At 72.1% G+C, this 25328-nt stretch carries 21 protein-coding genes; 16 read left to right on the top strand and 5 right to left on the bottom strand.

The annotated features are described in order from the left end of the window. Positions 1-115 precede the first annotated feature (115 nt). The 3 genes from BM342_RS15965 (at position 116) to BM342_RS15955 (ending at position 3023) form a co-directional block, all read left to right on the top strand. On the top strand, positions 116-1558 hold the full coding sequence (locus BM342_RS15965) for a helix-turn-helix transcriptional regulator (protein WP_092967901.1): 1443 nt from the start codon (positions 116-118) through the stop codon (positions 1556-1558). A 74-nt stretch (positions 1559-1632) separates the two neighbouring features. Next, positions 1633-2007, top strand: a complete 375-nt coding sequence (locus BM342_RS15960) for a PadR family transcriptional regulator (RefSeq protein WP_092967899.1) — start codon at positions 1633-1635, stop codon at positions 2005-2007. Next, positions 2004-3023: a permease prefix domain 1-containing protein gene (locus BM342_RS15955; RefSeq protein WP_092967897.1), complete on the top strand. Its 1020-nt coding sequence runs from the start codon at positions 2004-2006 to the stop codon at positions 3021-3023. The genes BM342_RS15960 and BM342_RS15955 overlap by 4 nt, the downstream gene beginning before the upstream one ends. Before the next feature lie 174 nt (positions 3024-3197). Here the strand turns inward: BM342_RS15955 and BM342_RS15950 are convergent, their stop codons facing one another. Both BM342_RS15950 and BM342_RS15945 read right to left on the bottom strand, forming a co-directional pair. Beyond that, complete coding sequence (locus BM342_RS15950) at positions 3198-3986, bottom strand: SDR family NAD(P)-dependent oxidoreductase (protein WP_092967895.1); 789 nt, start codon at positions 3984-3986, stop codon at positions 3198-3200. A 166-nt stretch (positions 3987-4152) separates the two neighbouring features. Then, positions 4153-5328, bottom strand: a complete 1176-nt coding sequence (locus tag BM342_RS15945) for a thiolase family protein (protein ID WP_092967893.1) — start codon at positions 5326-5328, stop codon at positions 4153-4155. A gap of 101 nt (positions 5329-5429) precedes the next feature. On the opposite strand from BM342_RS15945, the gene BM342_RS15940 reads away from it, so the two are divergent. Further along, the gene (locus tag BM342_RS15940; protein ID WP_092967891.1) at positions 5430-7430 is read left to right on the top strand and encodes a hypothetical protein; all 2001 of its coding nucleotides are present in this window, start codon (positions 5430-5432) and stop codon (positions 7428-7430) included. Between the two features lie 68 nt (positions 7431-7498). Here BM342_RS15940 and BM342_RS15935 read toward each other — a convergent pair whose 3' ends face one another. Further along, a complete protein-coding gene (locus tag BM342_RS15935; protein WP_255368861.1) occupies positions 7499-9058 on the bottom strand; it encodes a glyceraldehyde-3-phosphate dehydrogenase in 1560 nt (519 codons plus the stop codon). A 220-nt stretch (positions 9059-9278) separates the two neighbouring features. Then, entirely contained in the window at positions 9279-9908 is a 630-nt protein-coding gene (locus BM342_RS15930; RefSeq protein ID WP_092967889.1) for a PadR family transcriptional regulator, read from the bottom strand. A 90-nt stretch (positions 9909-9998) separates the two neighbouring features. Here BM342_RS15930 and BM342_RS15925 point away from each other — a divergent pair, with 90 nt between their 5' ends. Further along, positions 9999-11207 (top strand): FAD-dependent oxidoreductase, encoded by a 1209-nt coding sequence (locus BM342_RS15925; protein WP_092967887.1) that lies wholly within the window; start codon positions 9999-10001, stop codon positions 11205-11207. An 82-nt stretch (positions 11208-11289) separates the two neighbouring features. Beyond that, positions 11290-12441 carry a VanZ family protein gene (locus BM342_RS15920; RefSeq protein ID WP_092967885.1) on the top strand — a complete coding sequence of 384 codons (1152 nt, stop codon included), beginning with the start codon at positions 11290-11292 and terminating at the stop codon, positions 12439-12441. Here the strand turns inward: BM342_RS15920 and BM342_RS15915 are convergent. Continuing rightward, positions 12429-12743 (bottom strand): hypothetical protein, encoded by a 315-nt coding sequence (locus tag BM342_RS15915; protein WP_092968737.1) that lies wholly within the window; start codon positions 12741-12743, stop codon positions 12429-12431. The two genes, BM342_RS15920 and BM342_RS15915, sit on opposite strands and share 13 nt — an antisense overlap. Before the next feature lie 63 nt (positions 12744-12806). Between BM342_RS15915 and BM342_RS15910 the strand changes: the two genes are divergently transcribed. From BM342_RS15910 to BM342_RS15865, 10 genes are all read left to right on the top strand, one after another. Further along, positions 12807-14075: an acyl-CoA thioesterase/BAAT N-terminal domain-containing protein gene (locus BM342_RS15910; RefSeq protein ID WP_092967883.1), complete on the top strand. Its 1269-nt coding sequence runs from the start codon at positions 12807-12809 to the stop codon at positions 14073-14075. Positions 14076-14252: 177 nt separating this feature from the next. Further along, positions 14253-15923 (top strand): thiamine pyrophosphate-binding protein, encoded by a 1671-nt coding sequence (locus BM342_RS15905; protein ID WP_092967881.1) that lies wholly within the window; start codon positions 14253-14255, stop codon positions 15921-15923. A gap of 132 nt (positions 15924-16055) precedes the next feature. Continuing rightward, on the top strand, positions 16056-16841 hold the full coding sequence (hpaH, locus tag BM342_RS15900) for a 2-oxo-hept-4-ene-1,7-dioate hydratase (RefSeq protein WP_092967879.1): 786 nt from the start codon (positions 16056-16058) through the stop codon (positions 16839-16841). After that, positions 16826-17656, top strand: a complete 831-nt coding sequence (locus BM342_RS15895) for an HpcH/HpaI aldolase family protein (protein WP_092967877.1) — start codon at positions 16826-16828, stop codon at positions 17654-17656. The genes hpaH and BM342_RS15895 overlap by 16 nt, the downstream gene beginning before the upstream one ends. 82 nt (positions 17657-17738) lie before the next feature. Further along, the gene (locus tag BM342_RS15890) at positions 17739-19277 is read left to right on the top strand and encodes a fumarylacetoacetate hydrolase family protein (RefSeq protein WP_092967875.1); all 1539 of its coding nucleotides are present in this window, start codon (positions 17739-17741) and stop codon (positions 19275-19277) included. Beyond that, complete coding sequence (locus tag BM342_RS15885) at positions 19274-19948, top strand: GntR family transcriptional regulator (RefSeq protein WP_092967873.1); 675 nt, start codon at positions 19274-19276, stop codon at positions 19946-19948. The genes BM342_RS15890 and BM342_RS15885 overlap by 4 nt, the downstream gene beginning before the upstream one ends. A gap of 92 nt (positions 19949-20040) precedes the next feature. Further along, positions 20041-21549, top strand: coding sequence for a 5-carboxymethyl-2-hydroxymuconate semialdehyde dehydrogenase (hpaE, locus tag BM342_RS15880; protein ID WP_092967871.1), 1509 nt, complete (start codon positions 20041-20043; stop codon positions 21547-21549). 66 nt (positions 21550-21615) lie between these two features. Then, positions 21616-22776 carry a 3,4-dihydroxyphenylacetate 2,3-dioxygenase gene (gene hpaD, locus BM342_RS15875; RefSeq protein WP_092967869.1) on the top strand — a complete coding sequence of 387 codons (1161 nt, stop codon included), beginning with the start codon at positions 21616-21618 and terminating at the stop codon, positions 22774-22776. Positions 22777-23059: 283 nt separating this feature from the next. Next, entirely contained in the window at positions 23060-24493 is a 1434-nt protein-coding gene (locus BM342_RS15870) for an aldehyde dehydrogenase family protein (protein WP_092967867.1), read from the top strand. Between the two features lie 142 nt (positions 24494-24635). Further along, positions 24636-25223, top strand: coding sequence for a TetR/AcrR family transcriptional regulator (locus tag BM342_RS15865; protein WP_092967865.1), 588 nt, complete (start codon positions 24636-24638; stop codon positions 25221-25223). The last annotated feature ends 105 nt before the right edge of the window (positions 25224-25328 follow it).

Raw genomic sequence — 25328 nt, 5'->3', positions numbered from 1 at the left:
TTCCGCCTCGCAGCGGCCCCGGAATCGGTTCGTGTTTCCAGAATGCGGCGGATTGCGGCATCCGAGTGACCATTTCCCGTGTTAAGAATGTGTGTTCTTTCGATAGTCTTAAGCCATGAAGACCGGAAGCACCGATCTCGCGACGCTCGGCCAGCGCATCCGCCATTTCCGCGGCGAGCGCGGCATGACCCTCGACCAGGCCGGCGAGGCGGTCGGACTCGCCGGCTCGCAGCTCTCGCTCATCGAGAACGGCAAGCGCGAGCCGAAGCTCTCGACACTCGACGCGCTCGCCTCGGCGTTCGGCATCGGGCTCGAAGACCTGCTCTCCCGCGAGGCGCCGAGCCCGCGTGCGGCGCTCGAGCTCGAGCTCGGGCGCGCCCAGGCGAGCCCGCTGTACGCGAGCCTCGGGCTGCCGCCCATCCGCGCCGGACGCGGCATCGGCGACGACACCCTCGAGGCGATCGTCGGGTTGCACCGCGAGCTGCAGCGCCGGGCCAGCCAGGCCATCGCGACGCCCGAGGAGGCGCGCCGGGCCAACACGCACCTGCGCGAACGCATGCGCGAACGCGACAACCACCTGCCCGAGATCGAGCAGCTCGCAGAGGAGCAGGTGCGCGCAGCGGGTCATCGCACGGGCGCCGTGACCCACCGCGAGGTGAGCGTCATGGCCGAGCGCCTCGGGTTCCAGCTCATCTACGTCAACGACCTGCCCGACTCGACCCGGTCGATCACCGACCTCGCGAACGGACGCATCTACTTGCCGCCCGCGTCGATCCCGGGCGGGCACGGCCTGCGTTCGATGGCGCTGCAGGCCATGGCGCACCGCCTGCTCGGCCACCAGCCGCCCGCGAGCTACGACGAGTTCCTCTGGCAGCGACTCGAGATCAACTACTTCGCCGCCGCCTGCCTGATGCCGCGCGATGCCTCCGTCGCGTTCCTGCAGCAGGCCAAGAAGGAGAAGCGACTCGCCATCGAGGACTTCCGCGACGCGTTCGGCGTGACGCACGAGGCCGCGGCGCTGCGCTTCACGAACCTCGGCACGACCTACCTCGACATGACCGTGCACTTCCTGCGCGTGGCCGGCGACGGCGCGCTGCTCAAGGGCTACGAGAACGACGGGCTGCCGCTGCCGACCGACGTGACCGGCTCGATCGAGGGTCAGTGGGTCTGCAAGAAGTGGAGCGCGCGCACCGCGTTCGAGCACACGAATCGCACGACCGAGAACTACCAGTACACCGACACGCCCGCAGGCACCTTCTGGTGCGCCACCCAGACCGGTCGAACGGATGCCGCGGAGTTCTCGATCTCGGTCGGCGTGCCGTTCGCGCAGGCCAAGTGGTTCCGCGGGCGCGAGACCACCCTGCGCGCGGTCTCGACGTGCCCCGACGAGGCGTGCTGCCGCCGGGCGCCGGCCGGCCTGGCCGAGCGCTGGGCGGGGCGCGCCTGGCCGAGCGCCCGCCTGCACGCGCACGTGCTCTCGCCGCTGCCCTCCGGCACGTTCCCGGGCGTCGACGACGCCGAGGTGTACGCGTTCCTCGAGGCGCACGCCGGCCAGTAGGCGGCCGCGCCGCAGCATCCGTCACTATGAAGTGACCATTGCAATAGTGTGCGACACACAGTATCGTGTGACACATGGACACCGAAGAGACGACCAACGCGCACCTGCAGGAGCTGCGCCGCGGCACCGTCGTGCTCGCCTGCCTCGTGCGGCTGCGCACGCCCGACTACGGGTACGCCCTGCTCGAGTCGCTGAACGGCCTCGGCATCCTCGTCGACGCCAACACGCTCTACCCACTGCTCCGCCGCCTCGAGAAGCAGGGCCTGCTCACGAGCGAGTGGAACACCGACGAGGCGAGGCCTCGCAAGTTCTACCGCACGAGCCCCACCGGCGACGCGCTCGCGATCGCCCTCATGTCCGACTGGCGTCGCATCGACGACGCCCTCGGCGGACTCACGACCGACCAGGCCGGCAGCACCGGTCCCGACGCCACTGGAGACGCATCATGACCGAGCTCACCGACCGCTACCTCTTCGCGGCCACGCGCAGCCTTCCCGCCTCGCAGCGCGAGGACCTCTCGCGCGACCTCGCCGAGCGCATCGCCGACACCATCGAGGCACGCATCGAGTCGGGTGCCTCGACGCCCGAGACGGCCGAGCGCGACGCCCTCGTCGAACTCGGCCACCCCGCGGCGCTCGCGGCGAGCTACAGCGACCGGCCGCTCATGCTCATCGGGCCGCGGTACTTCCTCATCTGGAAGCGGCTGCTGGTGTTCCTCGAGTCCTTCGTTCCCGCGACCGCGGCGGCCGCATCGGCGCTCGGCCTCGTGATCGCCGGCGGCGGCTGGGAGGTCATCGGTCAGGCCGTGGGCATCGGCGTCACCGTCGCCGTCCACCTCGCGTTCTGGACGACCCTCGTCTTCGCCCTGATCGAGCGATACGGCACCGCAGCGGGCACCGACGTCGACGAGGCGCTGGGCTGGACGCCCGAGCAGCTGCCGCAGCTTCCGGAGCTCCGGCGCCCGCATCGGCGAGCCGACCTCATCGCCACCCTGGTCTGGCTCGGCATCGCCGCGGCGTTCCTGATCTGGCAGCAGTTCGGCGTCGTGTGGATCGGCGGCGAGCGTTCTCCGGAGCCGCTGCTCTCGCCGGACCTGTGGTCGTTCTGGATCCCGTACCTGTTCGTGCTCATCGCGCTCGAGGCCGCCTTCGCGGTGTGGATCTTCCGCAGCGACTGGAACTGGGCCAACGCGCTCGTCAACGTCGCCCTGAACGCCGCGTTCGCGATCCCGGTGATCTGGCTGTTCATCGAGGGACGCCTGTTCAGCGCCGAGTTCCTCGCACTGATCGAACCGCACCTCGACGCCGACGCGCAATGGGTGCTGTCGGTGCTCTTCGTCGCCGTGATCGTCGGCGTCTGCGCCTGGGATGCGATCGACGGCATCATCAAGGCGGCGCGGGGCGGCGGCCGCGGCACGCTAGACTTCCCGGGCAATCGCAGCCCGCGCTCGCAGGTGCGCGCGTAGTCCACGAGCGGGGCGGATGCCACGGGGTCGGCCCCGTGGCATCCGGCCTCGTCGTGCGCCGGAGTGCACACTGCTGATCTCCGGATGCCGGCAGCGACACCCCGCACAGGTGACGCGACACGCCGACGGTGCGGCCGCGGCATCCGGAGTTCCGCAGTCGACGCGGCCCTCGCCCTACTTCGGGCCCATGCGGATCGCGCCGTCGAGGCGGATCGTCTCGCCGTTCACCATCGGGTTGTCGATGATGGAGCGCGCGAGCGCCGCGTACTCGGCCGGGGAGCCGAACCGCGACGGGTGCGGGATCTGCGCGGCGAGCGAGTCCTGGATCTCCTGCGCCATGCCGGCCATCATGGGCGTCTCGAAGATGCCCGGCGCGATCGTGACGACGCGGATGAGCAGCTTCGACAGGTCGCGCGCGAGCGGCAGCGTCATGGCCGCGACGCCGCCCTTCGAGGCCGAGTAGGCGGCCTGCCCGATCTGCCCGTCGAAGGCGGCGACCGACGCGGTGTTGATGATCACGCCGCGCTCGGCGGTCTCGGGCCCGCCCGGCACCTGCCCGACGGTCGGCTCGGTCGCGGCCATCGCGGCCGCCGCGAGCCGGGTCACGTTGAACGTGCCGATGAGGTTCACGCGGATCGTGCGCTCGAAGACGTCGAGTGGCGCGGGGCCCTCGCGTCCGACGGTGCGGTTGCCCGTCGCGATGCCCGCGCAGTTCACGGCGACCCGCAGCGGACCCAGCGCGGATGCCGCGGCGACCGCCGCCTGCACCTCGGCCTCGTTCGAGACGTCCGCCGCGACGAAGTGCGCCCGCTCGCCGAGCTCGGCCGCGGCCTCCTCGCCGCGCGGGCCGGGCAGGTCGACGAGCACGACGGAGGCGCCGCCCTCGAGGAGTGCGCGGGCGGTGGCCCGGCCGAGGCCCGAGGCCCCTCCGGTGACGATCGCGGATGCGCCGTCGAGTCTCATGCGGATTCCTTTCGGTTGGACCTCATCGAGGGGGCAGAAGTGGTCGGCATCGGACGCTGGGGCCCGACGACTGGTGTCATCTCGATGGGCGGTGGTCTGGTGGGGCGGTGGTCTGGTGGGGCGGTGGTCTGGTGGGGCGGGGTGGCGCGTGAGCGGGGTGGGTCGCTCAGAGGCGTTCGATGATCGTGGCGTTGGCCATGCCGCCGCCCTCGCACATGGTCTGCAGTCCGTACCGCCCGCCGGTGGCCTCGAGCTGGTTGACGAGGGTCGTGAGCAGGCGCGTGCCCGAGGAGCCGAGCGCGTGGCCGAGGGCGATGGCGCCGCCGCGGGGGTTGAGCTTCGCGGCATCCGCCCCGGTCTCGGCGAGCCAGGCGAGCGGCACCGACGCGAACGCCTCGTTGACCTCGTAGGCGTCGATGTCGTCGTGCGTGAGAGCCGCGCGCTCCAGCACGCGCTCGGTCGCGGGGATCACGCCCGTGAGCATGTACAGCGGGTCGCTGCCGACGACGGCGAACGACCGGAACCGCGCCCGAGGCGTGAGCCCCAGCTTCTCGGCGGCGTCGGCGCTCATGATGAGCGCGGCCGACGCCCCGTCGGTGAGGGGCGACGAGTTGCCCGGCGTGATGCGCCAGTCGAGCTCGGCGAACCGCTCGGCCGACGCGTCGCTGCGGAACGCCGGGTTGAGGCCGGCGAGCCCGTCGGCGGTCGTGCCGGGCCGCACGGTCTCGTCGGCGAGGCTGGCGACGCCGGGCACGGGCACGACCTCGGTCGCGAACGCCCCCGACTCCCCCGCCGCCGCGGCGAGCGCGTGCGAACGTGCGGCGTACTCGTCGAGGTCGGCGCGCGAGAACCCCCACTTCGCCGCGATGAGCTCGGCCGAGACGCCCTGGTTCACGAGGCCGTCGGGGTAGCGCGCCGCGATGCGCGAGCCGTAGGGGTCTGCGCCCGCAGCGCTCGAGCCGAGCGGCACCCGGCTCATCGACTCGACGCCGCACGCGATGACGATGTCGGCCTGGCCCGCCATGACCGCCTGCGCGGCGAACGTCGCGGCCTGCTGGCTCGATCCGCACTGGCGATCGATCGTCGTGCCGGGCACGTGCTCGGGGAACCCCGCGGCCAGCACGGCGTTGCGGGTGATGTTGTACGACTGCTCGGCGACCTGGCTGACGCATCCGCCGATCACGTCGTCGACGAGCCCGGGGTCGAGGTCGTTGCGGTTCACGAGCGTGTCGAGCACGCCTGCGAGCAGGTCGACCGGATGCACGCCGGAGAGCATTCCGCCGGGCTTGCCACGGCCGACGGGGGTGCGGATCACATCGACGATGACGGCTTCGGCGCTCATGCCCCCAGCCTACGTGCGGGTCTGAGCGCCGGCCGAGTCGGGGAGGATCACTCAGGGATGGTCCTGATCTCGCGGACGCACGCACGGCGGAGGATCGGCGCATGACCAAGCCCGTGAAACTCGCCGTCATCCGCGCCCGGCACGAGAGCGCCGCGCCCGCAGTCGGCGATCGCCCCTTCATCGACCTGTTCATGGTCGGCTCCTCCTCGGTGCTCCGGTACTGGGAGGACACCACCCGCAAGCACCTCGACTTCGTCGACTCGGCGCTCATGCCGTGGGTCGTCGTGAGCCTCGGCGAGGACGTCTCGCGCGCCAAGCAGGCCGAGCTCGCGATCGACGCGCTGCGTGCGAAGTTCCCCGACCACGACCCCCTCGCCGGGTTCCAGGGCGTCGTCGTGCTCATGTACCCGGGGCAGCGGCAGATCCCGAACCCGAAGGCCGGGCAGCCCGGCGAGGCCGCGACGATCACGCAGAACTTCGACGCCGGCGCGACGAGCGTGCGCGGGTTCCCGGTCGCGGTGATCGCGGCCGCCACCGGCAACCACACGTTCATGTGCCACGAGGTCGGGCACGTGCTCGGCTTCGAGCACAGCTACGGGCTGCTCAACAACGGCTCCGACTGGGATCCGAAGGACGCGAACGTCATCGTCGACCCGGTCTACGGCTCGCCGTTCGACCTGATGTCGTCGGCGTCGTTCGGCTCGAGGTGGCTCGGCACGGGGCCGCGCTGGCAGTCCACGCCGACGCGCAGCATCCCGGCGGTGAACGGATGGCCGACGCCCGGAGCGTTCGGGTCGGCCGGCCCGAACCTCTCGCGCGCGCACCTGCATCGGCAACTGCCCGACGCGATGGCCGGCTCGGTGGTCGAGCGACCGTTCCCGACGTCGGGCTCGGTGTCGGTTCGACTGCGGAGCGCGTCGGCGGATGTCGCACGCCAGGGTTCGGGGCGACAGCCGACGTTGCTCGTGCTCCACCCGGCGGGCGAGCCGGCGAGCGGCGTCGGTCGCATCTACGTCGAGTTCCGCACGGCCACCGGATGGGATGCCGGTCTCGACCCGGTCGGCACCGACCTGTCGCGCGAGGGCGTCGTCGTGCATTCGCTGACGGATGTCCCGGGCACGGGTCCGCGCATCTGGTACCGCGGCGTCGTGCCGCTCAACTCGATCGACACCGACGTTGCGGTCGACTCCAGCAACCTCACCGTCACGATCGTCGGTGTGGATCCCGACCGCACCTGGGTCGACCTGCGCGTCTCGAACGGGCCGGCGAACCGCGCGGTGACCGTCGCATCGCGGCTGCGCAGCGAGGACACGCTCGGGGTCGTCGGCGCCGAGACGACCGAGGAGACGCCCTGCGGCGACACCGTTCGCCGCGGCACGTACGCGACCTCGACGCTCGAGATCTTCACCGTGTCGACGGCGGGCTTCGGCGGCGTCGGGCAACCGACCGCGACGGCGCCGACCGCGAGCTGGACGGTCGGCGGCGTGCCGATCTCCGGCACGAGCGGCGTGGTGCAGGTGCCGTTCGACGGGTCGACGTTCGCGGTCGACTACACGATCGACCCCGTCACGTTCGAGCTCGGGCTGACCTCCCCCGGCGGCATCCGCCTCGGGGCGGACCTGGTCTGCACGGTCTCCGACCAGGTCGGCTCCGCCATCGGGCAGACGCGCTTCGAGGCCGGGGGCTGGTTCGAGGGGTACCACCCCGACGACTTCCCGAAGGTGCTCGCCTGCTGGACGCGGCGGCTCAAGGACCTCGACGTCCGGGTGAAGCCGGGCCCGTTCGAGAAGCCGACGCCCGACCCGAAGTTCGACCCGCGCGAGATCACCCGCCTGCAGATCGAGTTCGGCGACGCGGTCGTGCTCGAGCGCGCCGCGGCGGCCGAGGCACTGAAGGTCACGGAGCGCCTGAAGGCCGAGGAGGGCCTGCGGGTCGCCGAGGCACTGAAGACGGCCGAGGCACTGAAGACCGCCGAGTCCTTGAAGGTGGCCGAAGGCGTGAAGGTCACCGAGGGGCTCACGGTCGAGCGACCGATCGACGTCGGCAGGCTCCGCGCGCAGCAATCGCTGCGACTGGGCGGTGCGCTTCGCGTCGACCGCTGAGCCGGAACGACGGATGCCGCGGGCGCAACCCGTGCCCGCGGCATCCGCGCCTCTGGGACTCCCGAGCCTCAGCCGGCGACGAGCTCGGGCTGCGCGTCGGCGTCCGCAGCCGACGCCGCGTCGGGTGCGACGGAACCGAGCACGACCGGCTCGCGCACGGGCAGCACGACGGGGTGCGTGCCGGCCATGGCCTCGATGACCCGCACGACCTGGCACGAGTAGCCGAACTCGTTGTCGTACCAGACGTAGAGCACCGCGTCGGTGCCGTCGGCGATCGTGGCGAGCCCGTCGACGATGCCGGCGCGGCTCGAGCCCACGAAGTCGGTCGAGACGACCTCGGCCGACTCGATGTAGTCGACCTGCTGGCGCAGCGGCGAGGTCAGCGAGACCTGCCGCAGGTATCTGTTGATCTCGTCCTTCGAGGTGGGGCGCTCGAGCTGCAGGTTCAGGATCGCGAGCGACACGTCGGGCGTGGGCACGCGGATCGCGCTGCCGGTGAGCTTGCCCGCGAACGACGGCAGCGCCTTGGCGACGGCCTTCGCCGCGCCCGTCTCGGTGATGACCATGTTCAGCGCCGCCGAGCGGCCGCGGCGGTCGCCGGAGTGGAAGTTGTCGATGAGGTTCTGGTCGTTCGTGAACGAGTGCACGGTCTCGACGTGTCCGCGTACGACGCCGTAGGCGTCTTCGACGGCCTTCAGCACGGGCGTGATGGCGTTCGTCGTGCACGACGCGGCCGAGAGGATGCGGTCGGATGCCTCGATGTCGCCGTCGTTGATGCCGTGCACGATGTTCTTGATCGCACCCTTGCCGGGTGCCGTGAGCAGCACGCGCGCGACGCCCGTGGAACGGAGGTGCTGCGAGAGCCCCTCTTCGTCGCGCCACCGGCCCGTGTTGTCGACGACGATCGCGTCGTGGATGCCGTAGGTCGTGTAATCGATCGCGGCCGGGTCGTTCGCGTGGATGACCTGGATCAGCGTGCCGTTCGCGAGGATCGTGTTGGCCTGCTCGTCGACCTCGATCGTGCCCGCGAAGGGGCCGTGCACCGAGTCGCGGCGCAGCAGGCTGGCACGCTTGACGAGGTCGTTCGCCGACCCCTTGCGCACGACGATCGCGCGCAGCCGCAGCCCGGTCGCGTCGCCCGAGTGCGCGATCAGGATGCGCGCGAGCAGGCGTCCGATTCGGCCGAAGCCGTAGAGCACGACGTTGGTGCCCTCGCGCACGGGGCGCTCGGCGCCGTCGGCGGCGAGCACGGGGGCGAGCTCGGTGCGCAGGAAGTCGGCCAGCGGCATCCGCTCGCCTTCGCCGCCGTGTGCGCCTTCGACACCGGATGCCGCGTACCGGGCCACCAGACGTGCGAGGTCGAGCGAGGCCGGGCCGGGTGCGATCTCGCGCAGCGCCTCGAGCACGCGCATCGTGTCGGCGGGGTCGAGCTCGACGTCGCCGGCCTGGCGGGCGAAGCGGTGCGCCTTGAGGAGTTCGATCGGCGAGCGGTTGATGAGGCGGCGGCCGTGGATCGAGGTGACCACCCCGTGCTCGCGGTAGAGGCCGCCGATGAGCGGGATCATCCGCTCGGCGAGCTCCTCTCGGGCGGTCCATCGGGCACGGCTTGCGTCGAATTCGAGGCTCACGATCTTCTCTCTCGGTCGCGAGGCACCTGCGGTGGGCGTCGTCGACCAGTCTCCGCGGTCGCGCATGCCGGTGGGCAGCGTCGGCCGCATTCACTTCCGGGGGATGCTTCGAGCGTACGGAATCGATGCTGGTCGCGCACTGTACGGCGTGTCACGGCTCGGCCACGAAAACCGACGCGCGGGAGGTCGTGACGTGATCGGATGCCGCGGCGGGGGCGGATCAGTCCTGCGGCGGCCGTTCGGCGCCGAGGCGTTCGGCGACCTCGGCGATCCACTCGCGGTCCCAACCCAGCTCGCCTGCCCGGAGCCGTGGGATCAACTCGGCGAGGTGCGCGAGATCGGCGTCGAGCACCGCGATCCGGTAGCGCTCGTCGAGCTGGAAGAGCTCGGGCAGGCCGAGTTCGTCGCCTGCGGCGAGCCCGTCGAGGAGCGAGGAGCGTTCGGTCGAGAGCCTGGCCCGCCGCCGGTCGAGCGCGTCGGCGACCTCGACGGGCGGGAGGAGCATGGCGAACGAGAGCGCGGCGGTGAACCCGGGCCGCTCGGACGACTCGCCGGCGAGGTAGTGCCGGAGCCACTCGGCGACCGTCGACGCGCCGAGGTCGGTGACCCGGTAGACCGTGCGCTCGGGGCGACCCGGCTCGCGCTCGACCCGGTCGACGGCGATCAGCCCGCTGCGCTCGAGGCGGTCGAGCACGGGGTAGAGCGATGCGCGGGTGGGGATCGCGACGACCTCGGTCTTGCCGCGTTCCTGCAGCAGTCGGTGCAGGGCGTAGGTGTGCAGCGGGCGCTCGGTGAGCGTCGCGAGCACGACGAGAGCGGTCGGCGACCGGCGGTTCGCGGCGGGCGGCATGACTCCATCATAGTTGCGTCAATGAATAGTTAATGATTGACTATAGCCACCCGGCGCTGATCGCCGGCGACTTCGGAGAGGCAACGGCACATGAACGCGATCATCATCGGCGGAGGCGTCGCGGGCGCCGCCGCGGCACTGGCACTGCACCGAGCGGGCGTCGAGACGGCCGTCTACGAGGCCAGGCCCACGCCGTCCGACGGTGTCGGCGCGTGGCTCACCCTCGCCGTGAACGGCGTCGCGGTGCTGCGCGAGCTGGGAGTACGTCCGCTCGCCGGCATCCCGACCCCGGGCATGCAGCTCGGCCTCGGCGACGGCACCGCGCTCACCGAGTTCCCGATGGGCGAGGGCACCATGTCGGTGCGGCGTACCGAGCTGTACGGCGCACTCCTCGACGCGGTGCGCGAAGCCGGCATCCCGATCCACTACGGCCGGCGCATCGTCGGGCTCGACACGACCGACTCGTCGGCGACCGCGCACTTCGCCGACGGCGCCACGGCGACCGGCTCGCTGCTCGTGGGCGCCGACGGCATCGGCTCGACCGTGCGCTCGCTCCTCGACCCGCGCGCCCCGAAGGCCAGGTACCTCGGACTCCTCAACACCGGCGGATTCGCCTCGGGCATCGAGGTGCCGACCCCGCCCGGCCTCATGCACATGATGTTCGGCCGCGACACGTTCTTCTCGTGGCTCGCCTCGGACGACGGCGACGTGTGGTGGTTCGCGAACCCCGCGCGCCGTCGCGAACCCGACCGGGCCGAGCTGGCCGGCATCTCGGGCGAGGCCTGGCGGAGCACCCTCCTCGACCTCGTACGACGCGACGACCCCGTCGCGACCCGGGTGCTCGAGGCGAGCGACGACCTCCTCCCCGCCTGGCCGATGTACGACTTCCCGCGCGTGCCGGTCTGGCACCGGGGAGCCGCGGTGCTCATCGGCGACGCCGCGCACGCGGCCTCCCCCTCGTCGGGGCAGGGCGCGTCGATGGCGCTCGAAGACGGCCTCGCGCTGGGGCTGCTGCTCGCCGAGGCCGGCGCCGGGGGCGGAACCGGCATGACCGGTACGACCGGCCCGCGGGCCGGCATCCCCGCAGCCCTCGCGCGCTACGAGGCGCTCCGCCGACCGCGCGTCGAGCGCGTCATCGCGCAGGGCAAGGCCAGCAGCTCGGGCAAGGCGCCCGGGGCGTTCCGCCCGGTGCGCGACGCGATGCTCCGCGCGTACTTCTCGAAGCCGCGCGCGACCACGGACACGGCGTGGCTGTGGGAGTACCGCGTCGCCGACGCCGTGGCCGGGGCTCGCGCGTAGCCCGTCGACACGCGGCGGCGGCACACCCGCTCCGGCGGCACGCCCTCCGGTCCGGAGGGATCGCCGCGGCTAGGCTGCCCGGGTGGACCACGTCATGCCCGGCCTCATCGCGATCGCCGTCGGATTCGTCGTGCTCCTCGTCGTCCTCGCCCCGCTCGTGGCGCTCAGCTACCGCCGGCGCGGCGGCTTCTCTGGCGCTCGCATGCTGGGCTGGATCGCGCTGCTCTTCTACGCCCTCGCGCTCTGGGCGTACACGCTGCTGCCGCTTCCGGAGTCGGGCGACTACCGGTGCGTCGGCGTCGTGCTGAACCCCCTGCAGGCCGTGCTCGACATCGCGACCGTGCAGGCCCGCGACGGCGGATCCCTGCTCGGCAACGCGGCCGTGCAGCAGGTCGCGCTGAACGTGCTGCTGTTCGTGCCGCTCGGGGTGTTCGCACGGCTGCTGTTCCACCGCGGTGTCGTCGCGGCCCTCGCGACCGGCTTCGCGGTCTCGCTCGCGATCGAGCTGACCCAGCTCACGGGCGTCTGGGGCGTCTACCCCTGCGCATACCGGCTCTTCGACACCGGCGACCTCGCGGCGAACACGCTCGGCGCCGTGCTCGGCTCGCTGTTCGCGCTCATCCCGGTCCGCTTCGTGCGTGCCGGTGCGATACGAGGGACGGATGCCGCGGGCGGCACGATCTCCTCGCAGGTCGCTGCGGGCGGCGACCGGTCGATCAGTGCGGCCCGCCGGTGGCTCGCGATGACGGTCGACCTCGTGCTGCTCTGGGTCGTCGTCGTCACCGTGTCGATCGCGGTGAACGCCGTCGTGCTGCTCTCGTTCGGCCGCGACGCGCTGCTCGCGGCCGACGACGCCCTCGACGGCTGGTCGGCCGCGTTCGCGACGGCGACGGTCGCCATCGCACAGCTCGTCTCGGTGCTCGCGGGCGCGGTCACCCTCGGCGAGCGCGCCGTGCTCATCGCGGCACGCGAGTCACGGCGCCCGACGCCGGTCTGGCGGCTCGTGCGCTTCGCCACGGGCATCGGCGGCTACGCGGTCTTCAGCGAGCTGCCCGGCGCGTGGTCGCTCGTCGCCACGGCGATCGCGATCTGCGCCGCCGTCGGGGCGTTCACGACGCGAGGCCACCGCGGGTTCGCACAGCTGGTCGCCGGCATGGACGCCGTCGCGCGCGAGCCCGAAGGCGACGAGCGGTCGCGCGGACGGCGCGACGCGGCATCCGATCAGGCGGTCTGACCGGGCGAGACGTCCTCGATCAACTGGGTCTGGGAGACGGCGACGCGCTGCGGCACGCCCTCGAACGCGGCGGCGCGCCCCGGCGACGCCAGGTAGGTCGCCTCGAGCTCGAGGAAGGCCTCGCGATCGCCCTCGGCGCTCACGGCCCACACGAACTCGTTCGTCTCGCGCACGCCGTAGGCGAACTCGATCGCGAACCCGGCCGCAGGCCGGACGGTCGGCATGGTGGACTCCCACCAGGCGACGAAGGCGTCGTACTCCCCGTCGACGAGCGTGTAGCGGCGCAGCTGGATGGTCTTCACCCGATCCATGATGCCGTACTCCCGCGGTTGACCCCGATCGGCGCCCGTCGATAGCGTGCAGCCATGCCCGCCCGCCCCCGCCCTCGCCGCGGCAGGCGCGTGGCCTCGGTCGCCCTGGCGGCGGCCCTCGCGACCGCCGCCCTCTCGGCCTGCACCCCCCTCCCGACCGGTCTGACCCCCTCGATCGAGGTGACCGAACTGGGCGGCCCGTTCCAACCGCTCGGCATCCGCGTGCTCGGTCTCACGCCCGGCGCGACCGTGACGCTGCGGGCCTCGAGCGACATCGGATACGTGCCGCACGAGTCGCGCGCGGTGTTCACGGCCGACGCCGCCGGCGTGATCGACCTCGCGCGCGACGTGCCGACGGACGGCGCATGGACCGTCGCCGACCCGATGGCCCCGTTCTACTCGTTCGGCGACGGCACCGTGACCACGGCGTTCCAGGAGTACGACCGCGAGCACACCGTCCAGCTCGAAGTGCTCGACGGCACGGTCGACGACGGCGCCGACGGCATCGAACTCACGTCGACGAGCGTCCTGCGCGGCTTCCCCGAGGGCGCCTTCGACATCGTCACCGCACCGGATGCCGGCGTCTCGGCGTTCTACGCCACGCCGGCCGACCTCGACCCCGGCGACGCCCGACCCGCGCTGCTCGTCATGGGCGGCAGCGAGGGCGGCAGCGAGAGCGCCCGGCTGCTCTCGATGCAGCTCGCGGCCCTCGGCTACCCGGCCCTCGCGGTGAGCCTGTTCGGTTCGCCCGGGCAGCCCGACGAGCTCGCCGAGGTGCCGCTCGATCCGGTGCTCGAGGCCGTCGGGTGGCTGCGAGCGCAACCCGGCGTCGACCCCGACCGCGTCACCCCGTTCGGCGTCTCGCGCGGCGGCGAGGTCGCCCTCTGGCTCGCGGCGACGCACCCCGAACTCGCGCGGGGCGCGATCCTGCCCGTCGGGGCCGGCGAGCTCTTCTGCGGGTACCCCGATGTGACGCGTTCGGCGTGGACGCTCGACGGCGAGCCCCTGCCGTGCACGACCGACGTGTCGGGTGACCCGCCCGCCGCCTCGGTCATCGGAGTCGACACGGTCGACGGCCCCGTGGTGCTCGCGTGCGGCACGGCCGACGCGGTCTGGCCGTCGTGCCCGCTGCAGCACCGAACGCTCGAGCGGCTCGAGGGCGGGGGCGTCGAGGTGTTCGCCTCCGAGGGCGAGGGTGCGAGCCACTTCGTGCCGCTGAACCCCTACCTCCCCCACTTCGCGGACACCGATGCCGCTGCCGACTCCGCCGCCCGTGCCGCGTTCTGGGCCGACGTGGTGGAGGCGCTGGGTCCGGCCGCCTGATCGGCCGAGAGCACGACGCCCGTGCGGCGCACCCTCGACGCGGTCGTATACTCGTCACGTCCAGGCGCCACGTCGCGCCGGTGCTCGCAAAAGGGGCACGAAGCCCGGTCGACCAGTCGCCGGCCGCGCGAGACACATACGGAAATCCGCATCCGTCACGTCTCGAAGGACTTCGCCATGCCCACGACCACCTCCGTCTCCGCCCACGTCGCCGCGGCGCTCGCCACGCACGTCGACCACGTCTTCGGCGTCATGGGCAACGGCAACGCGTACTTCCTCGACGCCCTCGAGCGCGCGACCGAGGTGCGCTTCACGGCCGTGCGCCACGAGGCGGGCGGGGTGGTCGCGGCCGACGCGCACTTCCGCGCCTCTGGCCGGATCGCCGCCGCGACGGCGACGTACGGCGCGGGGTTCACGAACACCCTGACGGCCCTCGCCGAGGCCGCGCAGGCGCATGTGCCGCTGGTCCTCGTGGTCGGCGACGAGCCGACCTCGGGTCCGCGTCCGTGGGACGTCGACCAGATCGCGCTCGCCTCGGCGGTCGGCGCCCGAACCTACACGGTCGGACGAACGGATGCCGCGGCCACGACGATCCTCGCGATCGAGCACGCGCTCTCGTACCGGGTGCCCGTGGTGCTCGCGATCCCGTACGACGTCGCCGCACTCGAGGCCGGGGCCGTGCAGCCCGCTCCCGAGCTGCGCCTGCCGACGCCGCTCGCGCCGCGCGGCCCGTTCGCCGGCGGCGTCGTCGCCGAGATCGCGGCGGCCCTCGCCGGCGCGAGCCGGCCGTTCCTGCTCGCCGGCCGCGGCGCCTGGCTGGCGGGGGCGGGCGATGCGCTCGGCGACCTCGCCGAGGCGACGGGCGCCGTGACCGCCTCGACCGCGCTCGGGCGCGGCGTGTTCCCCGACACCCGGTTCGACCTCGGCGTGACGGGCGGGTTCGGGGCCGAGGGCGCGATGGAGCTCGTGCGCGAGGCCGACGTCGCGGTCGTGTTCGGCGCCTCGCTCAACCAGTTCACGATGCGCTTCGGCGACCTGTTCGCGCCGGGCACCCGCGTGTTCCAGGTCGACATCCTGCCCGCGGCGACGCATCCGAACGTGGGAGGCTTCGTGCGCGGCGACGCCGGCCTGGTCGCCCGAGCCGTCGTCGAGGAGTTGGACGTGCTCGGCGCGGAGGCATCCGGATGGCGCGAATCGGTCGCGGTCGCCGCACTGCGCGAGCAGCCGTCGGCACCCCGTGCCGACGGCCTGGCCGACGACGGGCGCCTCGACCCGCGCGCGGTCGCCCGGCGCATCGGCGAACTGCTGCCCGAGGACCGGGTCGTCGTGAGCGACGGCGGGCACTTCATCGGCTGGGCGAACATGTACTGGCCCGTGGCCTCGCCCGACCGCATGATCATGGTCGGCACGGCGTTCCAGTCGATCGGGCTCGGATTCGCGAGCGTTCCGGGCGCCGCAGCCGCGCGGCCCGGCTCGGCGATCGTGCTCACGACCGGCGACGGCGGCGGGCTCATGGCGCTCGCCGACCTCGAGTCGGCCGTGTGCACGGCCGGCGGACGCGGCCTCGCCGTCGTCTGGAACGACGCGGCCTATGGCGCCGAGGTCAACCTCTACGGACTCAAGGGCCTCGCCCGCGAGCCGATGCTCATCCCCGAGGTCGACTTCGCCGGGCTCGCGGCGGCCGTCGGCGCCGAGGGCGTCGTCGTGCGATCGCTCGCCGACCTCCATGCACTGGCCGAGTGGGCGTCGCGCCCAGCGCCCGAGCGGCCGTTCCTGCTGCTCGACTGCCGCATCTCGGGCTCGGTCGTCGCGCCGTACCAAGAGGAGATCATCCGCGTGAACAGCTGAGCGGATGCTGCGGGGCGGCCTCTCGCGACGGCGGCGTCTCGCGACGGCGGCCTCTCGCGACGGCGGCCCACTCCCGACATCCGACCTGATCGTATACGATCTGTGACGACACCTCGATGAAGTGGAGCGCCAGTGCTAGACCAATCCCGGATCGCCGCGATCGCCGACGAACTGTTCGCCGCCGATCGCGACCGCACGACCGTGCCCCTGCTCACCGCACGCAACGCCGACATGATCGTCGAAGACGCGTACGCCGTGCAGAGCGAGTGGGCGAAACGCCGCCAGGACGCCGGCGCGCGCCTCGTCGGACGCAAGATCGGCCTCACCTCGAAGGTCATGCAGGTCGCCACCGGCATCACCGAGCCCGACTACGGCGTCATCTTCGACGACATGGTCATCGAGTCGGGCGCGACCGTCCAGTTCGACCGGTTCTCGAACGTGCGCATCGAGGTCGAACTGGCCTTCGTGCTCGACAAGCCGCTCAGCGGACCGAACACGACGATCTTCGACGTGCTCGACGCCACCGCCTACGTGGTGCCGGCCCTCGAGATCCTGAACTCGCACATCGAGATGCAGGGTCGCACCATCGTCGACACGATCAGCGACAACGCCGCGATGGGCGCGATGGTGCTCGGCGGCCGCCCGGTGAAGGTCGACGAGGTCGACCTGCGGTGGATCTCGGCGCTGCTGTATCGCAACCAGACGATCGAGGAGTCGGGCGTCGCCGCCGCGGTACTCGGCAACCCGGCCATGGGCGTCGCGTGGCTCGCGAACAAGCTCGCCCAGCACGGCCAGTCGCTCGGCGCGGGCGAGATCATCCTCGCCGGGTCGTTCACGCGCCCGATGTGGGTCGAGCGCGGCGACACCGTGCACGCCGACTACCGCGACTTGGGGAGCGTCACATGCCGATTCGAATGACCCTCCCGCCGACGCTCGCGGCCCGCATCGCGGCCTCCGACCGGCCCCTCTTCGGCGCCTGGTCGTCGGGCGGCAGCGCCGTCAATGCCGAGATCGTCGCCGGCTCCGGCCTCGATGTCGTGCTCGTCGACGCCGAGCACTCGCCCATCGGCCTCGAGTCGGTGCTCGGGCAGCTGCAGGCCATCGCGGCCTACCCGGCCACGCCGCTCGTGCGGGTGCCCTACGGCGACACCGTGACGATCAAGCAGATGCTCGACCTCGGCGCCCAGAACCTGCTCGTGCCCATGTGCGACACCGCCGAGCACGCCGCCGAGATCGTGCGAGCCGTGCGCTACCCGCCGCTCGGCGTTCGCGGCGTCGGCAGCGCCCTCGCCCGTTCGGCGAGGTGGAACCGGGTCGACGGATACCTCGCCGGGGCCTCGTCGACGATCTCGCTGTTCGTGCAGATCGAGTCCGCGACGGCCGCGGCGAACGTCGAGCGCATCCTCGACGTCGACGGCGTCGACGGCGTGTTCTTCGGGCCGGCCGACCTGGCGGCCTCGATGGGGCTCATCGGCCAGCAGGAGCATCCGGAGGTCGTCGCCGCCGTGCTGGCGGGCATCGCCTCGGCCGTGGCCGCGGGCAAGCCGGCCGCCGTGAACGCGTTCGTGCCCGCCGCGGCCGACCGCTACCTCGCCGCGGGCGCGTCGTTCGTCGTCGTCGGGGCGGATGTCGCGCTGCTCGCCCGCGCGACCGAAGCCCTCGCCGACCGGTACATCGGGTCGCCGCCCGCTGCCGACGACTCCGCCGACGAGGCGCCGCGCGCGAGCTACTGACCGCGGGTCGGGCGCAGTGCACGACCCTTGCATCGCTCGGCAGATCGTATATCATTTGAAATATCACGAGACGAGGACGTCAATGACCACCGATGCCACCGCCACCACGGGCGCCGGCCCGAGCACCCCGGGCAAGATCATCGCCGTGCACCTCAACTACCCGTCGAGGGCCGCACAGCGCGGCCGCACGCCGGCGCAGCCGAGCTACTTCCTCAAGCCCGCGTCCTCGCTCGCCGGCACCGGCGGCACCATCGATCGCCCCGCCGGCACCGAGCTCCTCGCCTTCGAGGGCGAGATCGCCCTCGTCATCGGCGAACCGGCCCGGCACGTCTCCCCCGCCGACGGCTGGCGGCACGTCGCCTCGGTCACCGCCGCGAACGACTTCGGCCTCTACGACCTGCGCGCCGCCGACAAGGGCTCGAACGTGCGCAACAAGGGCGGCGACGGCTTCACCCCGCTCGGCCCGACGCTCATCCCCGCGAACGTCGCCGGCGAAGACGGCTGGCGCGTGCGCACCTGGGTCAACGGCACCCTCGTGCAGGAGGACACGAGCGACACGCTGCTCTTCCCGTTCGGACGCCTCGTCGCCGACCTCTCGCAGCACCTCACCCTCGAGACCGGCGACGTGATCCTCACCGGCACGCCCGCGGGTTCGAGCGTCGTCGTGCCCGGCGACGTCGTCGAGGTCGAGGTCGACGCCCCGGATGCCCCGGGCTCGCCCACGAGCGGGCGCCTCGTCACGACCGTGACGCAGGGCGCCGTGCCGTTCGGCGACTTCGGCTCGAAGCCGGCGATCGACGACGCGCAGCGCATCGAGGCCTGGGGCAGCGAGGCCGAGCACGCCGCGGCCGTCGAGGCCGGACTCGCGAGCCCGCTCGACGCGGCAGCGGATGCGCGGGCCGGCGAGCCCGCGGCATCCGTCTCCCCCCTCACCGACGAACTGCGCGAGACGATCGCCGGTGTGGCCGTCGCGACGCTCTCGGTCGCGCTCCGCAAGCGCGGTTACCACGACATCTTCATCGAGGGCGTGCACGCGAACCACCCCGGCGACCGCATCGTCGGAATCGCCAAGACCCTGCGCTTCATCCCGTTCCGGCCCGACCTGTTCGCGTCGCACGGCGGCGGGTTCAACGCGCAGAAGCTCGCGTTCGACACGGTCGCGCCCGGCGAGGTGCTCGTGGTCGAGGCCCGCGGCGAGCGCGGCACCGGAACCGTGGGCGACGTGCTCGCCCTGCGCGCGCAGGTGCGCGGAGCGGCCGGCATCGTGACCGACGGCGGCGTGCGCGACTTCGAGGCCGTCGCCGGGTTCGAGATCCCCGTGTTCTCGCAGGGCCCGCACCCGAGCGTGCTCGGCCGGCGCCACGTGCCGTGGGAGGTCGACGTCACGATCGCCTGCGGCGGCGCGGCCGTGCAGCCGGGCGACGTCATCGTGGGCGACGGCGACGGCGTCATCGTGATCCCGCCGCACCTGCTCGCCGAGGTCGTGGCCGAGGCCGCCGCACAGGAGGCCGAAGACGCGTGGGTCGCCGAGCAGGTCGCCGCCGGGGCATCCGTCGACGGGCTGTTCCCGATGAACGCCGCCTGGCGCGCGCGGTACGACGCCGAGCGGGGCGCCCGATGAGCGCCGAGAGCAAGTCGCAGCAGGCGTACCGGTTCATCCGCGAGCGCATCGACAGCGGCCGCTACGTGCCGGGCTACCGTCTCGTGCTCGGCCAGATCGCGGGCGAGCTCGACATGAGCGTCGTTCCGGTGCGCGAGGCCATCCGCCGCCTCGAGGCCGAGGGACTCGTGACCTTCGAGCGCAACGTCGGCGCGCAGGTCGCGCTGCTGAAGGAGACCGAGTACCTGCACACCATGCAGACCCTCGCGCTCGTCGAGGGGGCGGCGACCGCGCTGTCGGCGCCCACGCTCAGGCCCGATCACCTCCGTCGCGCACGCGAGGTCAACGAGCGGATGCGCCAGACGCTCGACGATTTCGACCCGGTGCGCTTCACCGAGCTCAACCTCGAGTTCCACGCCGTCTTGTTCGAGGAGTGCCCCAACCCGCACATCCTCGACCTCGTGCACCGCGGCTGGAGCCGCATGAAGGCCCTGCGCGACTCGTCGTTCAGCTTCGTGCCGGGCCGCGCGCACGAGTCCGTCGCCGAGCACGAGCGCATCCTCGACCTGATCGCCGACGGTGCCGACCCGCTCGACATCGAGCTCTGCGCTCGCGCCCACCGCACCGCCACGCTCGACGCCGTGCTCGCCTACCAGGCCGAGCACAAGCATCCGGCGCCCGCGGGGGTCTGACCGACCACCGACCGACACCGACCTCCGACCGCCTCACCCAGCCGCGCACGCCTCCCCGCGGCGCCGAACGACTTCCGACGAAGGAGCACCGCATGACCGACGCCCCCACCACCGCGTACGTGCCCGAGGGCCTGCCCGACCGCATCCGCCACTACATCGACGGCGAGTTCGTCGACTCGATCGACGGCGACACGTTCGAGGTGCTGAACCCCGTCACGAACGAGACCTACGTGCTCGCCGCCGCCGGCAAGCAGGCCGACGTCGAGCGTGCCGTGGCCGCCGCGCGCCGCGCGTTCACCGAGGGCCCGTGGCCGCGCATGCTGCCCCGCGAGCGCTCGCGCGTGCTGCACCGCATCGCCGACATCGTCGAGTCGCGCGACGCCCGCCTCGCCGAGCTCGAGTCGTTCGACTCGGGCCTGCCGATCACGCAGGCACTCGGCCAGGCACGACGGGCGGCCGAGAACTTCCGCTTCTTCGCCGACCTCATCGTGGCCCAGGCCGACGATGCCTTCAAGGTGCCCGGCAAGCAGATGAACTACGTCAACCGCAAGCCGATCGGCGTCGCCGGGCTGATCACGCCGTGGAACACGCCGTTCATGCTCGAGTCGTGGAAGCTCGGCCCCGCGCTCGCGACCGGCAACACCGTCGTGCTGAAGCCCGCCGAGTTCACGCCCCTGTCGGCGTCGCTCTGGGCAGGCATCTTCGAGGAGGCCGGGCTGCCGAAGGGCGTCTTCAACCTCGTCAACGGCCTCGGCGAAGACGCCGGCGACGCGCTCGTGAAGCACCCCGACGTGCCGCTCATCTCGTTCACCGGCGAGAGCTCGACCGGCCAGCTCATCTTCGGCAACGCCGCGCCGTTCCTCAAGGGCCTCTCGATGGAGCTCGGCGGCAAGAGCCCCGCGATCGTGTTCGCCGACGCCGACCTCGACACCGCGATCGACGCGACCATCTTCGGCGTGTTCTCGCTGAACGGCGAGCGCTGCACCGCAGGTTCGCGCATCCTCGTGCAGCGCGAGGTCTACGACGAGTTCGTCGAGCGCTACGCCGCGCAGGCCGCGCGCGTGGTCGTCGGCGCGCCGCACGACCCGAAGACCGAGGTCGGCGCACTCGTGCACCCCGAGCACTACGAGAAGGTCATGGGCTACGTCGAGCTCGGCAAGACCGAGGGCCGCCTCGTCGCCGGCGGCGGACGCCCCGAGGGCTTCCCGACCGGCAATTACGTCGCCCCCACGGTGTTCGCGGATGTCGCCCCCGACGCCCGCATCTTCCAGGAGGAGATCTTCGGGCCGGTCGTCGCGATCACCCCGTTCGACACCGAGGAGGAGGCGCTCGCCCTCGCGAACGACACGAAGTACGGCCTCGCCGCCTACATCTGGACGAACGACCTGCGTCGGGCCCACAACTTCGCGCAGGCCGTCGAGGCGGGCATGGTGTGGCTCAACTCGAACAACGTGCGCGACCTGCGCACGCCGTTCGGCGGCGTCAAGGCGTCGGGCCTCGGGCACGAGGGCGGCTACCGCTCGATCGACTTCTACACCGACCAGCAGAGCGTGCACATCACGCTCGGCGCCCCGCACAACCCGACCTTCGGCAAGGCGTGAGCCGCGGCATCCGCCCCGCTCCTGCTTCGCCGGCACCACCGCACATCATCACGCAAGGACGCTGACATGACCGACCGCACCGCACCATCGCACCGAGATGGCATGACCCTGACCTCGTCGGGCTTCTACGTCTCGCAAGAGGCCCCGATCCACACCGATGACCCGGTGCCGACGCCCTCGGTGCCCGCCCCCGACATCCTGCGCTGCGCGTACATGGAACTCGTCGTCACCGACCTCGCCGCCTCGCGCGAGTTCTACGTCGACGTGCTCGGCCTCTACGTCACCGAAGAGGACGACACCGCGATCTACCTGCGCTCGACCGAGGAGTTCATCCACCACAACCTCGTGCTGCGGGTCGGCCCCGTCGCCGCCGTCGCCGCATTCTCGTACCGGGTGCGCTCGAACGACGACCTCGACAAGGCCGTCGCCTTCTACACAGAGCTCGGATGCCGCGTCGAACGCCGGGCCGAGGGCTTCACCAAGGGCATCGGCGACTCGGTGCGCGTCGAGGACCCGCTCGGCTTCCCGTACGAGTTCTTCTACGAGACCACCCATGTCGAGCGCCTCTCGTGGCGCTACGACCTGCACACGCCGGGTGAGCTCGTGCGCCTCGACCACTTCAACCAGGTCACGCCCGACGTGCCCCGCGCCGTGAACTTCATGCAGACGCTCGGGTTCCGTGTGACGGAGGACATCCAGGACGGCGAGGGCGTCGTCTACGCCGCGTGGATGCGGCGCAAGCCCACCGTGCACGACACCGCCATGACCGGCGGCGACGGCCCGCGCATGCACCACGTCGCGTTCGCCACGCACGAGAAGCACAACATCCTCGCGATCTGCGACAAGCTCGGCGCGCTGCGGCGATCGGACGCGATCGAGCGCGGCCCCGGGCGCCACGGCGTCTCGAACGCGTTCTACCTCTACCTGCGCGACCCCGACGGCCACCGTGTCGAGATCTACACGCAGGACTACTACACTGGCGACCCCGACAACCCCGTCGTCACGTGGGACGTGCACGACAACCAGCGCCGCGACTGGTGGGGCAACCCCGTCGTGCCCTCCTGGTACACCGAGGCCTCGCTCGTGCTCGACCTCGACGGCAACCCGAAGCCCGTCGTCGCCCGCACCGACTCCTCCGAGATGGCCGTGACGATCGGCGCCGACGGCTTTTCGTACACCCGCCAGGGCGACGAGGCGAAGGGCTTCAAGCTCGGCAACACCCTGTAGGCGCGCCCGCCCCGCTCCCGGCGGTCAGGCCCGCCTGCGCGCCGTCCCGCCGGGCGACGGCCGCACGGGAGGACTTCGCCGCGAGCGGAGGACCGTTTCGCAGATCCGGTCCTCCGCTCGACGTCATCTCCTCCCGTCGAGGAGTGCAGGCGGATGTCGCGTGCGGGCGCCTGCTCGTGCCCGCGCGCTCCCTGCGCGCAGGGTCAAGGGCGCCGCACGCAGGGGCAAGGCCCCAGCGCGTCGCCCTGCCTACCGTGGAACCCCGACTCAACGTGGAGGAACCATGGACAGCCCGACCCCCGTGCTCGAACCGACGACCGACGACCTGCTCGCCGAGATCACGCCGCAGGAAGGCGAGCGCCGAGACATCCTCGATCCCGCCACCGGCGAGGTCATCGGGCAGGCGCCCGTGCACTCGGTCGACGACCTCGAAGCCGCGGTCGCCCGGGCGAAGGCCGCCCAGCCGGCGTGGGCCGCGCTCGGCCACGAGCGGCGCAGCGAGCTGCTCATGCAGGCCGCCGACGCGATCGACGCCGAAGCCGAGGCGCTCGCCCGCATCCTCTCGCGCGAGCAGGGCAAGCCGCTGAACGGCCCGAACGCGCGGTTCGAGGTGGGCGGGGCCTCCGGATGGCTGCGCGCCGCCGCCGCGACCCCGCTCGAGACGGAGGTCGTCTTCGACGACGGGCAGACGCACGCCGAGCTGACGTACCGGCCGATCGGCGTGGTCGGCGCGATCGGCCCGTGGAACTGGCCCCAGATGATCACCGTCTGGCAGGTCGGCCCCGCGCTGCGCATGGGCAACACCGTCGTCGTGAAGCCGTCGGAGTACACGCCGCTCAGCGTGCTCGCACTCATCGCGGTCATCAACCGGGTGCTGCCCGAAGGCGTCGTCGAGATCGTCTCGGGCGGCCGCGAGATCGGAGCGGCGCTCTCGTCGCACCCCGCCGTCGGCAAGGTCATGTTCACGGGGTCGACGGCGACGGGCAAGGCGATCATCCGCAGCTCGGCCGACACGGTCAAGCGGCTCTCGCTCGAACTCGGCGGCAACGACGCGGGCATCGTGCTGCCCGACGTCGACCCGAAGGCGATCGCCGAGGGACTGTTCTGGGGCGCGTTCATCAACACGGGCCAGACCTGCGCCGCGCTGAAGCGCCTGTACGTGCACGACAGCGTCTACGACGCGGTGTGCGAGGCCCTGGTCGAGGTCGCGGCCGCCATGCCCATGGGCGTCGGTCTCGACGAGGCGAACGTGCTCGGCCCGCTGCAGAACCGCCAGCAGTTCGACATCGTCGACCGGCTGGTCGAGTCGGCCAAGGCGTCTGGCGCTCGCGTGCTGCTCGGCGGCGAGCCCGACCGCGACCAGCCGGGTCACTTCTACCCGACGACGCTCATCGCCGACATCGAGAACGCGAACCCGCTCGTGCAGGAGGAGCAGTTCGGCCCGGCGCTGCCGATCATCCGCTACCACGACGTCGACGAGGCGATCGCCCTCGCGAACGACGTCGAGGTCGGGCTCGGCGCCTCGGTGTGGGCGTCGGATCGCGACGAGGCGCGACGCGTCGCCGCACGCATCGAGGCCGGCACCGTGTGGATCAACTCGCACGGCACGATCCACCCGATGGTGCCGTTCGGCGGCGCGAAGCAGTCGGGCTACGGGCTCGAGTTCGGCGTCGAGGGCCTGAAGGCGCTCGGCGTGCCGCAGGTCGTCAACGGCTGATCCGCGAGCACACCGGCGGGCCGGGAGCGCGAGTCGCTCCCGGCCCGTCCGCGTGCGTCCCCGTCGTCGGAGGCCGCACGCGTATCGTGGACGGCGACCACGGCGCCCGTGACCGCTCCGCCGAGGGTCGCGAGAGGGGACCATGCCGAAGATCGTCGACCACGACGAGCGCCGACTCGAGATCGTGCGCGCGACCTGGCGACTCATCGCCGAGAAGGGGTTCCGCGCCACGACGATGCGCGAGATCGCGAGGTCGGCCGGCGTCGCCAACGGCGGGCTCTTCCCGTACTTCCGCAACAAGGAGGAGCTGATCGGGGCCACGTTCGAGCACGTCTACTCGGCGACCAACGCCAGGTTCGCGGCCGTGCGTGCCGACCTCGAGGGCATGCCCGCACTGCGCGAGCTCATGCTGCAGATCTTCCCGCTCGACGAGGAGCGCATCCTCGAGGCGCGCATCGTGATTCCGTTCTGGGAGTACGCGGCCAACGAACCCGACCTGCTGGCCCTGCACGAGCGCACCATGGACGAATGGCGGGTCGAGATCGCCGATCACCTCGAGCGTGCGAAGCAGCTCGGCGAGGCGCGCGCCGACCTCGACGTGGCGGTCGCGACCGACCACCTCATGGCCTTCGTCGACGGCGTGCAGGTGATCGCCGTCGTCTCCCCGGCGAGCGCAGACCCCGCTCGCCTCACGCGCCTGCTCGAGGGGTACCTCGACCTGCTGCGGTAGCCACGGCGTGCGGCCCGCTGCGTGCGGCCGCTGCGCGCGTTCGGCCGGGCGACGCGATGAGGGCCGGATGCCGCGGCTGCGACATCCGGCCCCCTGGCGCGTCAG

Source organism: Agromyces sp. CF514 (genome assembly GCF_900113185.1).
In the GTDB taxonomy this organism is placed as follows: Bacteria; Actinomycetota; Actinomycetes; order Actinomycetales; family Microbacteriaceae; genus Agromyces.
Note: the sequence above shows the minus strand (reverse complement) of the source record. Positions and strands in the feature narration are given on the sequence as shown.

What these genes read in the sequence shown, in the direction of transcription:
- BM342_RS15965 (WP_092967901.1), top strand. Translation starts at nt 116, where the DNA reads ATGAAGACCGGAAGCACCGATCTCGCGACGCTCGGCCAGCGCATCCGC.
- BM342_RS15960 (WP_092967899.1), top strand. Translation starts at nt 1,633, where the DNA reads ATGGACACCGAAGAGACGACCAACGCGCACCTGCAGGAGCTGCGCCGC.
- BM342_RS15955 (WP_092967897.1), top strand. Translation starts at nt 2,004, where the DNA reads ATGACCGAGCTCACCGACCGCTACCTCTTCGCGGCCACGCGCAGCCTT.
- BM342_RS15950 (WP_092967895.1), bottom strand. Translation starts at nt 3,986, where the DNA reads ATGAGACTCGACGGCGCATCCGCGATCGTCACCGGAGGGGCCTCGGGC.
- BM342_RS15945 (WP_092967893.1), bottom strand. Translation starts at nt 5,328, where the DNA reads ATGAGCGCCGAAGCCGTCATCGTCGATGTGATCCGCACCCCCGTCGGC.
- BM342_RS15940 (WP_092967891.1), top strand. Translation starts at nt 5,430, where the DNA reads ATGACCAAGCCCGTGAAACTCGCCGTCATCCGCGCCCGGCACGAGAGC.
- BM342_RS15930 (WP_092967889.1), bottom strand. Translation starts at nt 9,908, where the DNA reads ATGCCGCCCGCCGCGAACCGCCGGTCGCCGACCGCTCTCGTCGTGCTC.
- BM342_RS15925 (WP_092967887.1), top strand. Translation starts at nt 9,999, where the DNA reads ATGAACGCGATCATCATCGGCGGAGGCGTCGCGGGCGCCGCCGCGGCA.
- BM342_RS15910 (WP_092967883.1), top strand. Translation starts at nt 12,807, where the DNA reads ATGCCCGCCCGCCCCCGCCCTCGCCGCGGCAGGCGCGTGGCCTCGGTC.
- BM342_RS15905 (WP_092967881.1), top strand. Translation starts at nt 14,253, where the DNA reads ATGCCCACGACCACCTCCGTCTCCGCCCACGTCGCCGCGGCGCTCGCC.
- BM342_RS15895 (WP_092967877.1), top strand. Translation starts at nt 16,826, where the DNA reads ATGCCGATTCGAATGACCCTCCCGCCGACGCTCGCGGCCCGCATCGCG.
- BM342_RS15890 (WP_092967875.1), top strand. Translation starts at nt 17,739, where the DNA reads ATGACCACCGATGCCACCGCCACCACGGGCGCCGGCCCGAGCACCCCG.
- BM342_RS15885 (WP_092967873.1), top strand. Translation starts at nt 19,274, where the DNA reads ATGAGCGCCGAGAGCAAGTCGCAGCAGGCGTACCGGTTCATCCGCGAG.
- hpaE (WP_092967871.1), top strand. Translation starts at nt 20,041, where the DNA reads ATGACCGACGCCCCCACCACCGCGTACGTGCCCGAGGGCCTGCCCGAC.
- hpaD (WP_092967869.1), top strand. Translation starts at nt 21,616, where the DNA reads ATGACCGACCGCACCGCACCATCGCACCGAGATGGCATGACCCTGACC.
- BM342_RS15870 (WP_092967867.1), top strand. Translation starts at nt 23,060, where the DNA reads ATGGACAGCCCGACCCCCGTGCTCGAACCGACGACCGACGACCTGCTC.
- BM342_RS15865 (WP_092967865.1), top strand. Translation starts at nt 24,636, where the DNA reads ATGCCGAAGATCGTCGACCACGACGAGCGCCGACTCGAGATCGTGCGC.